This window comes from Stenotrophomonas sp. YJH_SMC_25, from assembly GCF_059369595.1.
In genome coordinates, this window is the sequence record NZ_JCAFSV010000004.1 from 228,263 (window position 1) to 244,104 (window position 15,842).

The 15,842-nt window shown below is 68.5% G+C and carries 3 protein-coding genes; all 3 read right to left on the reverse strand.

Annotated elements, in window-relative coordinates; all coding sequences use genetic code 11:
• Positions 1–483: 483 nt before the first annotated feature.
• Positions 484–12,867, reverse strand: a complete 12,384-nt coding sequence (locus AC5P7E_RS07645; RefSeq protein WP_114618337.1) for a filamentous hemagglutinin family protein — start codon at positions 12,865–12,867, stop codon at positions 484–486.
• Between the two features lie 199 nt (positions 12,868–13,066).
• Positions 13,067–14,242, reverse strand: coding sequence for a substrate-binding domain-containing protein (locus AC5P7E_RS07650; protein ID WP_005409883.1), 1,176 nt, complete (start codon positions 14,240–14,242; stop codon positions 13,067–13,069).
• Positions 14,243–14,638: 396 nt separating this feature from the next.
• Positions 14,639–15,838 (reverse strand): type II secretion system inner membrane protein GspF, encoded by a 1,200-nt coding sequence (gspF, locus tag AC5P7E_RS07655; protein ID WP_043033313.1) that lies wholly within the window; start codon positions 15,836–15,838, stop codon positions 14,639–14,641.
• Positions 15,839–15,842: the final 4 nt, after the last annotated feature.

Consider the following 15,842-nt stretch of genomic DNA (forward strand, 5'->3'; position numbering starts at 1 on the left):
GTGGGTGCCGACCTTGGTCGGCACTGAAGCTGGCCCAGCCATCCACGCATGGCGTGGATCTACTGCCGAGCGGCTTCTACTGCCCGGCCTGCTTTGGTGGGTGCCGACCTTGGTCGGCACTGAGGCTGGCCCAGCCATCCACGCATGGCGTGGATCTACTGCCGAGCGGCTTCTACTGCCCGGCCTGCCCTGGTGGGTGCCGACCGTTGGTCGGCACTGAGGCTGGCCCAGCCATCCACGCATGGCGCGGATCTACTGCCGAGCCTGCCGCCGGGTGCTCTCCTGCACCCGGCGGCGCCGTGTTGGTGGTCCTCACCGCTGATGGCCGCTCCCTGCCCTCCGTGCCATCCTGGCTGGGGCCGCTGCCGTTCCGTGGCGGCTGGCCCGATGCTGTTCGTTCTTTCGGCCCGGTCGCATCCACGCATGGCGTGGATCTACTGCCGACCTTGGTGGGCAGCAACATGTGCCGACCAAGGTCCGCACCTACCGGCGCTGCGTGCCCTCGTCGCGACTTGCCTGCGGGAACTGGAAGGCACTGTTGGCGTCATAACCGCTGTTGGCAGTGTTGCCACGCGCCGGCGGGTTGATGCTGCTGGTGCCACTGCCGAAGCCGAGGATCTGCACGCTGATCACCGACGGCTGGTTGCGCCGTGCATCATCCTGGCTCTTGCGCATCACATCCTGTGCGGCCTGGCTGGCGCTGTTGGCTGCCGCACTGGCCGAAGCCAGCGCATTCACGTTCACCGTGGCCAGCACCGGCAGGCCCTTGCTCTCACCCTGCACCTGGATGTTGGCTGCATTGAGTACCTGCAACGCCGCTAGGTTGATGTTGCCGGAGACACGGATACCCGCTTCGCCCGCGTCGATGGTGCCCAGCGGCGCGATCAGGTCGACGTCGCCCGGTCGTACTTCGGCGATGGGGTTCAAGGTCGCGATGCCGGCGCCACTGGCGGGAGCCTGCGGCGACAGGATCACATTGCCCCAGCCGTCATAGACGCGACGCGGTGGCGTGTACAGCAGCGTCGTCTGCGAACCGCGACCGGCATTGATGTCACCCTGCTCCGACCACGCCAGGATGTCGCCGCCGAACGTGGTCATCACCCGCGACAGGCCCAGCAGCACGCTGTCCTGGCTGAACAGGCGGATATCGCCCTGCCCCTGGGTGACAAGGCCGGCACTGGCCGGCGGCACCACACCCTGCACACCCACCACGATCTGCCCGCCCGGCGCCATCAGCTCGATGTTGCCGCCGGCTTCGGTACGCACGCCGGAGCCGCCGTACATCACGATGTCGCCGGTGCGGTCGATGGCCGTTCCGGCAGCATTCCTGTCCGGCATCAGCGTGGCGATCGCCTCGCGCCCACGGAGGTACGAACCGAAGCGCGGGCCTTCGGCATCGGTGTACTCGCGGCCACCTTCACGCAGCTCGGCGTAGTAGATCTGGCGCAGGAAGATGCGCTGCTGTTCCTGCGGCAACGCATCGAACGCAGCCAGCGCCGCGTCGCCATCGGCGGCCACGCCGAAGCGCTGCTGCAGCCACTGCTTCAGCTCCTGGTTGTAGACCTTGACTGCCTTGCCCGGCTGCGATGCAAGCGATTGCGCGGGATCGGCAAGGTTGACTGGGTCCAGATAACGGGCACGCAGGGCCGCGAAGTCGATCTGCTGGTTGCCGGCCGTCAGCGCGATGCTGGCGCCGGGACGGGTGTCGCCCTGCACGATGCCACCGAGGCTGACGATGCTGCCCGCATCCTCCTGGCGCAGCTGGCGGCCGGCACTGATCTCGGTGTTGCCGGGGCCAGCGATGGTCGCGTTCAGATGCACGATGTCGCGGCCTGCCGCCGCCACCGTGATGTCGGTGGGCGCGGTGTTCAACGCGGTCATCGACACCCCGAGGATGTCCCGGCCTGCCCGCAGTTGCACGGCGCCGGCGGCCTCGGACCAGTTCAACTGCGTGCGCTGCCCCGCGTTGGGATTCAGCGTGCGCCGGGCGCCGGTGGCCAGGCCGATAATGTCGCCCTGCACCGCGTAGAAACGGCTCGGCGCCAGGGCCGCAGACACGGAGGACAGCGGAGTATTCGGACCGAACGCAAACAGCGGAAGCGACGCGTCCGGCGATGCAATGTTGCCGTCGACCGACAGGTTGTGCCGCGTGCGGGTCACATTGCCTGCGGAATCCCCCTGCTCGGCCATGAATGCCGGGTCGAAGGGTCCCGGCAGGCGCGCGTCACTGGCCGAGCGCGCGATCTGGGTCGCGCCAGGCTGGGCGAAGATGCCGCCACCGGCCAGGACGTCCAACCGTCCTGTCGCCGAGGGTGCCAGCAGGATCACATCCTGCGTCCCCGGCGTGGTGCTGATCCGGTCCAGCTTGATGTCACCCTGCGCAGCAATCGCGCTGAAGCGCGAAGGATAGAGCCAGTAATTCAGCAGATCATCACCGCCACGCACAACAAGCTGGACCTGCTCGCGCCACAGATTGCTGCCCGTCACGTTTTCCGGCCCGGCGAGGCCTGGCGCGAGGTCACCACCGGCACTGAACAGATCCACGGCCGTGTTGGCGGTCCACAGCGAGAACCACGTACTGCCTGCAGCGCGCGCGCCATCATCCAGCAGCACCGCGCTGTAGTTGGCCAGCGGAACCCGGCCGGCATCGGCGACGCCGCCGAGCACCACATCGCCCCGCGCCTGCAGCTGCGCGACCGCATCGCCCAGCACCAGCACCGGCCCGCCCATCGGGCGAGCGGCGTCGGCGGCGAACAGATCGGCCGCACGCAGCTGGCCCAGCGTCGCGTAGCTTTCCAGGGTGACGCCCATTGCACCGATGCGTCCCGCATCCAGCTGCAGGCTGCCACGCAGATTGCTGAAGGTACCGTTGAGGTCGAGATTCTGTCCCGCCCTGGAGGCATTGAGGCTGGAGAACGTCGCCCGCAGATTCGGATTCAGTGCGCCACCGATACGCAGTTGCAGGTCGCCGCCGCCGGTCAGGTGCAGCTGGCCATCGCTGACCCGGCCGGTCGATCCCACCGCCGCGATGATCGCTCCCGAGCGCGGTGCGATCGTCGAATCCAGCGCGTCACCTATCGCATCGCGCACGCCGGCGTCATGCCCGGCCTCCAGCGTCAGGTTGCCGCCGCCCAATGTGCCGAAACCGGTGAAGCCGACCATCCGCGGAGAGGCGCCAGCAGCAGCGGACACGTTGGTGTAGGCGCCAAAGTTCACCCACCAGCTGGTCGGCACCGGCTCCACGCCGGTGGTGCTGCCGGTTCCCTGCCGCCACAGCCAATTGCCGACCGCGGCACTGGAGTACAGCGCCCAGTCGCGCTCGCTGGTGCCCGACTCTGCGCGCGCGGTCCAGACGTCACCGACGATATCGCGCCCGGCTTCGACGCGCAGGTTGCCACCATGATCGGGATACCAGGCCCGGTAGCCGGCCAACGCAGCATCATAGCTGCCCGGCACCAGGTTCGGCCCCAGCAGTGCGGTGTTCCTGGGGGCTGCTGCACGGGGCGAATTGAAGGCAGCGTCGCGGCCCTCGCCCAGCGTGGTGGGAGTGCCCGCCGTGTACACACCGAAGCCGGACTTCATCACGACATCACCGGCAGCGAGCAGTTCCAGGTCACCCTTGCCGGTGCGCAGCACGCTCCAGGCCGGCGTGCCCGCGCGCTTGCCGTAGGTGGTCACTTCGGTCTGCGTGCCGCCGCCGGCGCAGTAGGTGGGCGCGGTGCTGCAGAACTCGTCTTCGGTCATGCCAAACATCGCGGCGAAGTCCTTCGCAGGGGTGCCTACGTAGGACTCGTCGCCCCAGTAATCCAGCGAGCCCTGCGCGGCCACCTGGCGGGGGGCCGGGCCGCAGTAGTCGGCCGACATCGCGCAGAACTCGTCTTCGGTGAAGCCGAACATGTCGGCCAGCTCCGCGATCGGACGGCCTGCATAGGAGGTGTCGCCGATCCAGTCCAGCGATGCCCGCTCAGTCAACGCACGATCACCCACCCAGATGATTTCGGTCTTGACCGTACCGATCGAGCCCTGGTGGGTGTCGGCCAGCACCACGCTGCCTTCACTGCCCCAGCGCCGGCTGCGTGGGTCGGCTGCCCCGGTATCGGCACCGGCAACCACGGTCAGGTCCCAGGAGGTGGTGCCCTCGGCCAGCATCGGCGCCAGCGCCCAGTTGCGCCCCTGGTTGCCGCCGGCATCGGCCGCCCGCAGATTCACCGGCCCGTTGCCGGGCAACTCCACCTTGGTCAACGATGGGATGTACGCGCCCACCTTGAGCTCGACTTCCCGTGCCAGGCGCAACGCAACCGGCAGCGTCGCGCCGGCGGGCCATTCCTGTGCCGCCATCTGTACGGCACTGCGCAGGCGGAAGCCGGCCCCCAGGCGCGCACCGGCCGCCAACACCAGCGGCTGCTGCAGCACGGTGCCCGCCGCCAGCGTCTGCCCGGAGTCGGTGGTCACCGCCGCACCCAGCACCGTGCCCGCTGGCAGGCGCAGGTTCTGCGAGATCACCATCGGCGCGGGCAGCACGGTACCGACCGGAAGCGTTACCGATTCGACCGGCACGTCATAGTTCAGGCGGGTGCCGGCCTGGAACTCGGTGCCGGGCTGCAGCTTCACTCCGTCCACCGGCACCACCAGGCCGCCGCCAAAGGGGGTTTGCCCCGCGCTGCCATTGCGACCCTCATACAGCTGCCAGCCACCCTCATCCGGCGTGGACGGCGGCGGTGCGAACCCATCGTTGATGCTGCCGTAGACGTTGATGTTGCCTTCGGCCCGCAGCACCAGCGAGGCCGATTCGCCGAAGCCACGCCGCGATGGATCGGCGCGGTTGGCTTCGGGCCCGTAGCGGTAGCCGGACAGATCGATGTCGCCGGCAATGGTCAGGTCGCCGTCCGGGTTGGCGTCGCTGCGCCGCGCCAGCACCTGCACGCCGGGACGAAGGCGGACATCGCCCAGCGCCCGCGTGCGCTGCTGCAGACCCGCGTTGTCCAGCGCAGCATCGATCCAGGCCACGCTGTGCGGATCGACCACCTGGTCCAGCCACTGCTGGGTGACCAGCTGCGCGCGGTTGCCGCGCACGTCAGCGGTGGCTGCCAGGGGCGCATCGTCGTAGCGGCGAACACCATTGAGCTGGATGTCGGCCGCGCCATCGATGCGCAGGCCGGTGGCCGCGGCAATCGCCGCGTCGTTGCTGCCCAGCCGCGGCACATCGATCTTCAGCGTGCCGCGCGGGGTGCCATCGTTCTGGCCAGGACGTCCACCGACGGTAACATCGCTGCCCGCACGCAGGTCCAGCTGCGCCGCGCTGCCCAGGCCGACGGCACCTTCGGCGCTGCCCAGCGTGATGGTGGCCCGGTTTGGACTGTCGATGATCTTGCCATGGCTGTCCACGCGAAGGCCGGTACCGTGCGCGTCCAGCGTGCCGTCCACCTGCAACTGATCGCGGGCGTACAGGCGGATGCTGCCGACCTGCTCGCCGCTGGCATCGATGCGGCCGGCCACGGTCAGGCTGCCCGCGTCGACACTGATGTCGACCCGGCGCGCCTTCACTTCGTCGCCGATCCGCAGATCGCCCTCACCGATCTGGAAGCTGCGACCGCCGACGACGCCGCCGGCGGTCAATCGCTGGTTGAGGCCGGCGAAGTCCTGCAGCTGGCGTGCCCGCACCACCAGTTCGCCACCGTCGTAGGGCACCAGCGTGCCACCGGCATCGTAGCGACCACTGGCGGCACCCTGCAGAACACCGGCCAGATCGGCTCGGCCGGCCATTGCGGTGACCGTCAGGCGTCCGCCGCGGTTGTTGCGTGCGGAAACATCGATGCGGGAGGCCGCATCGGCGCGGATGTCACCCGTGTCGCTGGACAGCAGGACATCGCCGCCCCAGCTGAACTTGTCCACGTCGTACAGCGAGACCTTGCGTCCGGCCAGATCCAACGCGGCCCGGCTGCCAAGCGTGATGCCCTGGCGTGCGTTCGCCGCCAGCCGTCCGGACGCCAGCGCGACCGTGCTGTCCAGCGTGATCCGGTTGGCGTCGATGCTCAGCTCACTGCCCAGTGCATCGCCACCCGCCTTGCCGGTGCCCCCCTGCAGGCGGAAGTCGCCGCCGGTGCGCACGCGCAGCCGCGCGGCGGGATCGGCCGTCAACAGCGGTGTATCGATACCCAGGCTGCCTCCGCTGTACTGCCAGCCCTTGTCGGCCAGATAGTCGCCGCGCTGCTGGAACACGTCCAGCGTGCCCTGCGCGGAGAACGACAGCTGCTCCGAAGCACTCAGGTTCAGCGCACTGAATCCGAGCACCTGCCGGTTCGCAGGTACTTCAGAACTGGGACGGCTGAATGGCGCCCGCCCCAGCTGCAGCTGGCGGGTAAAGATGTCCAGCTGCCCGGCGCCGAGCCGGTCCACCATCGGATCGGCCGGCGGCACCGACGCGTCACTGCCCGGCGCTTGACTCGCCGCCAATGAGCCGTCCCAGACCAGCGTGTCCACCAGGATGCGCGCCCGGTCAGTCGCAGCACCGTAGCCGCGGATGGCCTGCGCACCAAGCACGAGCGTCTGCAGGCCACTGCGGCCGGTGGCACTGTCGCGCGCGTCCAGGTCGACGCTGCCGAACACGTTGACAGAGTCCCGCGCGACCAGGCTCAGCGTGTCCAGCGCCGGCGCGCCGGTGGCATCATTGCCGCGCAGCAGTTGCTGCAGCACGGACTGGTTCATGGTCATGCCACTGGGCAGCGCCCCTGCCGCAGCGGCCAGGGCGATCGCTTCGGCACTGCCGAGGTTCAGCGCCGCCATGCTCAGGCCGAGCTGACGGGTGCCATAGCTGGCCGAGTCGCGCATCTGCAGCGCGCCATCGGTCGCTACCGCGATGCTGCCATCGGAAACCAGCCGGGTCTGGCCGTCGCACGCCGTCTGGCACCCCCCGATGTCGATCGCCACTGGACCGGCCTCCACCCCGGTGGTGCCGGTGATCAGGTTCAGGCGCTGGTTGGACACCGCCAGCAGGCCGCCGGAGACCTGGTAAGGCAGGGTCGCGCTGGCATTCGCGTTGGCGGATGCGAACGGCAGTGTATCGAGGGTCGCACCGGCCTCGACCAGCACGCCGCTGCCACCGGAGGCCGCTGCCACCAGCACTTCCGGTGCGTTCAAGGTGACGCCGGAACGGATCGCCACGCTGCGCGCCTGGCCGGTCACCGCCACCTGCGAGGCCTCCTGGTTGAACTGCCCGCCGATCATCATCCGCGCCGGCAGGAAGGCATTGAGCGCGTCGTCGCTGAAGGTGGCACCGCGATCACGCGCCTGCGATTGCGCACCGCCGTCGACGATCTCCAGTGAACCGACCGCCGGGCTGGCCAACGTGGCTGTCAGCGTGCCGCCTCGCCCGTTGTCGGTGGCGGCGCCGAACCGCGCGGTGCCGGCGAAGCGGATGGCAGGCGTGTCTGCACGACCTGCGCCTTCGCCCAACGCAAGGGTCAACCCGAGCGCATCGATGGTCTGCCAGCCACGCGACTCGCCGCGGCGGTCGGCCACCGATTGCGCGAAGCTGTTGTAGGAGGTTTCGTTGTAGCCCGAGTGCCGGCGTACTACTGCGGCGGGGGTCAGCAGGATGTCGGTGAGCAACGGCGAGATTGCCGCGCCCAGCGCCGTGCGCTGCTGCCCGGACACACGCCAGGTGCCGGTACCGGTCGCGATGGGTTGCGCGATGCCCGAGGTGCCGGTGGCGCCCAGCTCAACCCGGAATGCACCGGGCTGCAGCGCATAGCTGGCCGGCATCAGCGTGTAGGTGCCTGCCGCCAGGCCGGGCACGCCCGCCGGCACGGTGATCTGCTGGCCCACGGCCGGTGCGGCGAATCCTTCCTCGCCGCTGGGGGCAAATGTCCCGGCGCGTCCCGGCACGATCGCATACACCGGGTTGCCCGACGCACTGAATCCATAGCGCGGATTGGCGTCGGCCAACGCCGTTCGCAGCACGTCGACAGAGCCACCGCGTCCTGACACAAAGGCGGCACCGGTCAACTCACCACCGCCGGACATGTCCAGCAGGGCCCCCGGCGCCACCTCGATCTCATTCGCCTTCAGGGTCACCCCCATCGAGGAGATGCCGGCCGGCGTCAGCGAACCCAGGCTGCGCGTACCGATCCGCCAGTCGACACCATCGACGGTGCCACCATAGGGCAGCGACAAGCCGGCGCCACTGGTCGAGGTGACGCTGCCTGGCAGCAGTTCCACCCGGCTGCCGACGGTTCCGTTCTGGATAAGGCCACCCAGCTGCAGCGTGCCCATCGGCGCCTGTACGTTGCCGCCCTGCTGCACCGTGGCAGCCACCAGGCGAAGCGTACCCAGCACCGATTCCGGCGCCGGCTTCGTGGCCGCACCGGTGCCGTGGATGCGCAGCACGGCATCCGGATCGGCCCAGTAATCAGCGGTCTGCACGGTCTGCGCCGACGCGCCGGCCACCAGCGTGCCGACCGCGCCTGTGGTGGGGTACAGGCGCGCAGCGGTCACGTCCATCGAACCAGCCGTCATCAACGCGCTGGTGTTGCCACTGCTGGCAATGCCGTTGGTCAGGCGCACGTCACTGCGGCTTTCCAGCGCCACATGCTTGAAACCCGGCAGCCAGGTGACGTCGCGGATGTCGATCAGCTCGGCCTGCACCGCCAGCGCGTGATCTTCCGGCCCGGACGAAGCGACCGCGGCGGTGCCCTGCAGGTTCTCGCCCGGCATCTGGCGCCAGCGTGCCTGCGCCAGGCGAACATAGGGCGCACTCAGTCGCAGCCCAGACGATAGCCCGGCATCCACGGCCATGCCCAGGCTCGAAGTGCCCTGGCCATGGATGCGCAGGCTCTGGGCCAGGCGCAGGTCGACGTCGCCGACCGCGCGGATGTCACCGAACACGGACAGGTTGTCGAAACCGCCGGCTTGCAGCTGCTCGACCGACAACGCGGCGTGGCCATATTCCAATGCGGCCGGCAGTGGCTGCGCCGGTGCGCTGTGCTGGCTGAGGCTGATCGCACGCGCTCGCAGTACCTCGTCGCTGGCGCCACGTGCATGGATGCTCCCGCCAAAGGCCAGGCCAAGCGTGCCGCCGCGTGCGCCGGCACCACCGGCGGCCGCGTCCATCCCGCCCTCCAGGTACAGCGCGTTGGCCGAACGCAGCACGATCTGCCCGCCGTCGCTGTCCACGCGCACGCGGCCCTGGCCATCGATGTCCAGTTCGGCCGACGCGCCGCGCGCCTGCAGGCGCGCACCGCGTTCGACCACCACGAAGGCTTCCGGTGGTCGGTTGTCGACGAATGCGGTGGTCTCCCAGTCCAGCGCCCCGCCAATCTCGATGCGCCCACCTGCGCGCACCTGCCCGCGCAGGCGGCCGCTGGGATCGGGCAGCGACATCGCGTCTGCATCGGCATCCAGCAGCGCGCCCTCGGCGAAACGCCAGGTGCGTTCGGTGCGCTGCCCGGCGTACAGCGCGTTTTCCGGGCGCACATCGTCGATCAGGATGCGGCCGCCCTTCGCGCGCAGCGTGCCTTCAACATCGATGTTGCCTGCACCGAGCAGCGAGATCGTCTGCCCTGGATCAACCGCCACCAGTGCATCCTTGCCAACCCGCAGGTCACCGCCCACGCTGTTGCGCTCCGAACGCAGGCTGATGCTCGCACCCGCGCGCTGGCTGACGCGCCCGCTCGACGGATCGGCGCTGTACAGCGGCGCGTCCCACGCTGCCAGTGCGGACGCCCGGTCGGTCGCCATCCGCGCGTCCTGGGTCAGGCGCAGGCCTGGCAGGGCAGCGACCAGCCGCGCGCCATCGGCCACCTCCACACCGTGGTGGCCATTGATGTCGTACTGCGCGAAGCCACTGCCGAACAGGCCGGGGTCCAGTCGCAGCGATGTGCCCGCCAGGTCCGCATCGCCCAGCCGCACCTGGCCACCGGTCCCCAGCGAGAAGGAACCACCGCCCTGTCCTCGACCACTGAACCGGCTTCCGTCGCCCAGTTGCACCCGGCCACTGCCGTCGGTCGTCACCGTACTGCTGTTCGCCTGCAGGCTGACGCTGCCGCCTTTGCCGATATGGGCTTTGCCGCGCAGGTCCAGCGCAGCACCGGCCTCGACGTCAACCGTTGCCTTGGCGCCCACGGCCACGTCATGACTATTGCTCAAGCTCAGGCGGCCGCCATCCGTCCAGGCACCGCTCGCGTCGCGCGGCATCGCCAGTGACGCATTGCTCCATTCACCGGAGAGATCGATCCGCGTGCCGTCGGCGATGGCGGTGCGGGCGCGGCCATCGTGCAGCAACGCCGTCGGCCGGCCCTGCACATCCAGCAGGTTGCCCGCCGACAGCTGGCCGCCGGCGATGCCGATGTCGCCTGCCAGTTCCACCTCGCTGCCGGTCAGGTTGAGCTGTCCGCCTGCCTGAAGCCGAAGGCTGCCGTCGATGCGGATGCGATCAGCGGTCGCCAGGTCGATCCGTCCCCACTGCTGGGCACTCAGCTCTGCGATATCCAGCCACACGGTGCCACGCCGCTCTTCGTTGACCGGGGCCAGCAGCGACCACGCGGCCTTCGTCCGAGCCTTGTCATCCAGGCGCACATCCGAGCCAAACACACCGCTGCGGCCCTGGCCGTCGTAGCGCCCCAGGTACAGCTGCGCATTGCGCGCGACCGCCGTCTGCGCCTGCGCATAACCCTCCAGCGCGGTATCCGGCCTGCGGTTCTGCTGCGCGCCCTGGAAGGTAGCCGTCTCAACCTTTCCATCCAGCACCGCGGTCGGTGCGGAGATGATCAGGCGTCCTGCATCGCGGCCGACCGTGTATCCGTTATCGACACGCCGCGCCGCGAATACAATCGGATCACGGAAGGTCTCGGTGATGCCCCAGCGCTCCTGCTTTACTTCATGGCCGCTGTACAGGCCATCGAACCGCATCTCCGCCGGCGCGTCATCAAGGCGGTAGACCTGGCCATCGACGCCGCGCACCCAGCTCTGCCGGATCACGCCGCTCTGCACATCCAGGCTGCCACCGGCAAGGTTGATGCGTGAGCCGCCATGCGTGATCACCTCCCTGCCGCCCAGCAGGACGGTGCCTCCCTGCGCGGCCCATTCGCCGATCGAGTGCCCCTGGTTGTCAAGGTAGCCGCCCACTTCCAGCAGGCCACCCGCCGCGTACCAGCGCTCACCCGCGTAGCCCCCGGTACCGGCCGGAACGTGGACCAGCCTGCGGCGGTCGACCCAGACCTCGCTGCTGGTCAGCTTGCCGCTGTCGCGGTTGTCCAGGGCATCGCGCAGTTCGTTGCCCTGCACCTTGACCTGGACATTGTTGCTTTCCATCGACACCTGTACGCCCACTGCGCCGGAAACATCCACGCGTGCCGCGTCGTCTACGTAGCTGCGGGCTGCCGCGTCGGCGATGATCTGGCCGCCCGTGGCAACCGTCAGCGAATCCGCACTGAAATGGATGTTGCCACCCGAGACGATCTCCACCCGCGACTGGTCCCGGCGATCATTGTGCTGGGACAGATTGTCGAAGGTTGCCGAGCGCGCGCCGGCGCGGATCGCGTCCTGCTCTGCCGACTCCTTGATGAGGCTGTTGCGCTGCGTATCCAGCACCGTGGCCTTGCCATCGTCCTCGACCAGCACCGCCGTGGTGGCTCCATCGGCAAGCGTGACGCTGCTGCCGGCATCACTGGTCGAAGCCAGAAGATGCACGGTGCCGCGCTGCGCCAGCGTGGTGCTGGCCACGGCCACACCGGCCTGCTCGACGTTGCGCCCGGCCAGGGTCACGTCACCCTCGCGGGCGCGTAGCAGACCGGTGTTGCGCACGCTGCCCGCCGTGCTGCCAGCGACGAAGCGCGGCGCGATTTCATTGCCGCGGGTGGTGGAGCTGGTATTGGTCGCCGTACCCACGCCGCGCCGGATCACGAAACTGTCACCGGCAGCGAGTTGCACCTGGCCCTTGCGCGCCTCGATATGGCCAGCATTCTCCACGCTGTGCCCGGCCAGCAGCACGTAGCCACCGCCGCGCGTCGCGCTGGTCGGCTCATGGGTCGCGATGCGGGCACCCTGCTCCACCATCACCTTGCCAAATGCATCGCTGAGCGCGCTGCTGCTGGCGTCGGGGCTGTACAGGCCGTTGTCACGGAACTGCGCATCGCTGATCCGTGCTGCAGCCGCCAGCAGATTGCGTACATTGACCTGGCTGTTGTTGCCGAACACCACCCCGTTGCGGTTGGCCACGAACACCGTGCCATTGGCCTTCAGCTGGCCCAGGATATGGCTGGGCCGCGCCTGCGGATCATTGACGCGGTTCAGGACTGCCCAGTCAGGGTTCTGCAGGAAGTTCAGCGTGGTGTTGCCGCCGATATTGAACGTCTCCCAGTTCAGGATCGCCTTGTCCGCGGTCTGCTCGACCGTAACCTGCACCCGCCCGTCGCTGCCCTGCGACTGGATCGCGTCGCGCGCATTGAGCCAGCCGCGGGTCAGCGGGTTCTGGTCGACGCTCAGGCCATCCTTACCCAGGCCATCAGCAACGATGAAGCCAGCCTCGCGGCGCGCCTGCCGCGCCTGTTCCTGCAGGCGCTGCTGCAGGGCAATCGCCTGCGCAGCCGTACCGAGGTTGTCGATCGACTGCTGCAGCTTCTGCCGTGCTGCATCCTGCTGCTGGGCCGGCAACTGGAACTGGATCGGCACCCCGTTGGGCATCCGGCCGCTCTGTGCCGCGCTGCCCTGGGCCGCGCCCCGCTCGGCGAACCAGCCCGGGCTGAACGCCTGCTGCGCCTGGCTGACCGGGGCCACCATGCTGCCCAAGGCGACCGCGATGGCCCACGCCATCGGATGATTGCGGCGCATCGGCGCGGCCGGATGAACAGCGGACGGGAGCGGGTGCGACATCGGAACCTCATCAACCTGGTGGGCCGCGGCTGCGGCGACGATCGGGGAGGCACGCGCAACGCATGCCCTGCCACTGATAGACGGTTCACGTGACACGAAGCCGACAGCGAAACACTGCGGCGGCCGCACCGTCGCGGAAATGGCGACGCCGGCCCAGGGGCCGGCGTCGGGTCAAGCAGGATTCAACCCGTGCTGCGGATTACAGCGGACGACCGATGCCGGCGCAGGTGCTGGGATTGTTCAGGCCGGCAGTGCTGCTGGCCAGCACGAAACGGTTGCGGATCGCATCGCGCCAGGCCTTGGTCAGCGGGATGAAGCCGTGGTCGGTGATCGACTTCTCATACGCGACGGTGTAGGTCGCCGGATAGTGGCGGGCCAGGAAGCCGCGCAGGCTGGTGGCGACGCTCGAATCCTTGTAGCACTGGCCGATCACCAGGTTGGTGTAGCCGGCGATCGGATAGCCGGCCGACGGGTTGCCGAACACCGGCACCCAGTTGGCGGGGTCCTCGGCAGCGGTACCGGTCGGCGGAGCGACGGTGTCCAGGGTCGCCTGCACACTCACCTGATCCGGCGAGAAGCCCTTGACCTTGGCGACCTTGGTCGCGTCGGTCACGCTCGGGATCACGTCCGGGCCAACGTAACCGATACGGCCTTCAGCAGCGTAGACAGCGTTGTACAGCGAGGTGCCACCGGTGGCCGGCGCGGCCACCAGGAACGCCGGCAGGTTGCCGTTGGCATCGCGCTTGTACAGGTCGGCGAAGGTCGACTTGATGGCGAACTTGCCACCCACCAGGTTCGAGGTACCAGCGTTCTCAGCCGCACAGGCCGCAGTCAGGAAGCGGCTGAACATTTCGCTGGTGCCGCTGCTTTCCGGGCGGTACACCACCTGGATCGGGCCGCTGCGGTTGGCATCGATGGTCGACCAGTCGCTGATCGCACCCGAGAACACGCCGCAGATCTGCGCCACGCTCAGGTCCACCGCCGAACCGGCCTTGTTGAACGGAATGGTGACCGACGTGGCCACCGACGGCACCTGGATCAGCGCGCCGTAGCGGTTGGCGTTGGTCGGCTGGTTGAAGTTGGTGGTGTAGGTGCTCAGCTCGGTGCTGCTCAGCACCGAATCGCTGCCGGCGAAGTGCACGGTGCCGGTGGTCGAGAACAGCAGCGAGTTGTTTTCCAGGAAGGCCTTCTTGCCGGTGCCCGAACCGGTCACGGCGTAGGTGAAGTTCGCTGGCAGGATGCTGTCGGACGAACCCTTGTAGAGGTCGGCCGGCAGCGAAGCGCCGCCGCCGGTAACGGTCTGCGCGGAGGCGGCGCCAACGGTAGCGAGCAGCGCGGTGGCAACCAGCGCGGCCAGGGTCTTGTACTTGATCATGATCTTCTCCTGAAGGGTTTACTGCGAAGGGAAACGCCAAGGGAGGAACGGTCACTACACGCCTGCTGCCGCCGAGGGCCTCCCAGCCCACTCTGCGGCGACGTGTCCATGCTGGTCCGCGCCGATGACACGCCGCTTAAGAAACCTGTGGAAGATCGAAAAAAGGTGTGGAGGATTGTGTGGAGAATCGACCCATGCCACATTCCAACGACGCCGCCCGATCGACTGAATTGAATCAACTGAATTGAATCGACTGAATTGAATCGACCCGATGGGATCGACTGGGTAGAGTCGACTGTTAGTCGACTGCTTTTCGCACGCGGAAACGATCTGAATGCACTCGATCTCCGCGCTGGTCGACTAACAGTCGACTCTACCTGTGATGCGCGTTGCGCATCACTGCACCAACTGGTTCATTTCCATGATCGGCATCAGTACCGCCAGCACGATCGTCAGCACCACGCCGCCCATCACCAGGATCATGGCCGGCTCCAGCAAAGCAGTCAGTGCCATCGCGCGACGTTCGATCTCGCGCGAGATGGTCTGCGCGGCGCGATCCAGCAGCGGCGCCAGCGAACCGGTCTTCTCGCCACTTGCCACCAGATGCACCAGGATCGGCGGATACACCTTCTGTACCTTCAACGCAGCACCAAGCGCAGCACCTTCGCGCACGCGCGCGGACACATCGTCGGCACAGCGCGCCAGCAGCGCATTGCCCAGGGTCTGCCGCGCCGCCTCCAGTGCACGCAGCAGCGGCACGCCGGCATCCAGCAGGATCGCCAGCGTCGAGGCGAAGCGCGCACTGTTCACACCCAGCACGAATCGCCCGACCATCGGCACCCGCATGAGCATCGCGTCCCAGCGCAGGCGCAGCTCGGGCCTGCGCAGGGCCAACCGCCAGGCCACCACCAGCGCAGCGATGCCGAGCCCTACCCACACGCCCCAGCTGCGCACGAACGCGCTGGCGCCCAGCATCATCTGCGTGAGCATCGGTAGTGTCTGCCGCGCCTGCACGAACGCGGTCACCACCTGCGGCACCACGTAGCTGAGCAGGAAGATCACGATCGCCACCGATACCAGGCTGATCGCTGCTGGGTAGATGAAGGCGGTCAGTACCTTGGCCTGCAGCGCGTTGCGTTCTTCGATGTAGTCGGCAAGGCGCTCCATCACCCGCGCCAGGTCACCGGAGTCTTCACCTGCGCCCACCAGCGCCCGATAGATCGGCGGGAAATCGCGCGGCCGCGCGGCCAGCGCAACGGTCAGGCGCTGGCCGGCACGCACGTCGGCGCGCACGGCGGTAAGCGCCTGGGCCACGTGCGGGCGTTCGGCCTGCTCGATCACCGCACTCAATGCGCCTTCCAGCGGCAGGCTGGCCGCCAACAGGCTGGCCAGCTGGCGCGTAGCCCAGGCCAACTCGCTGGCGGACAACCGGCGAGCGCCCCAGCCACTGCCGGCACTGCGCGCCGCACTCACCTGCACAGGGGTCAGCCCGCGCCCGCGCAGCAGCTGGCGAGCACCGCGCGGGCTGTCGGCATCCAACTGGCCCTTTTCGATGCGGCCCTGCGCGTTGGCAGCCTGGTAGTCGAACAGTGCCATGCAG

Excerpts from the sequence above, each read along its gene's own strand:
- AC5P7E_RS07645 (WP_114618337.1), bottom strand. The coding sequence starts at position 12,867 with ATGTCGCACCCGCTCCCGTCCGCTGTTCATCCGGCCGCGCCGATGCGC.
- AC5P7E_RS07650 (WP_005409883.1), bottom strand. The coding sequence starts at position 14,242 with ATGATCAAGTACAAGACCCTGGCCGCGCTGGTTGCCACCGCGCTGCTC.
- gspF (WP_043033313.1), bottom strand. The coding sequence starts at position 15,838 with ATGGCACTGTTCGACTACCAGGCTGCCAACGCGCAGGGCCGCATCGAA.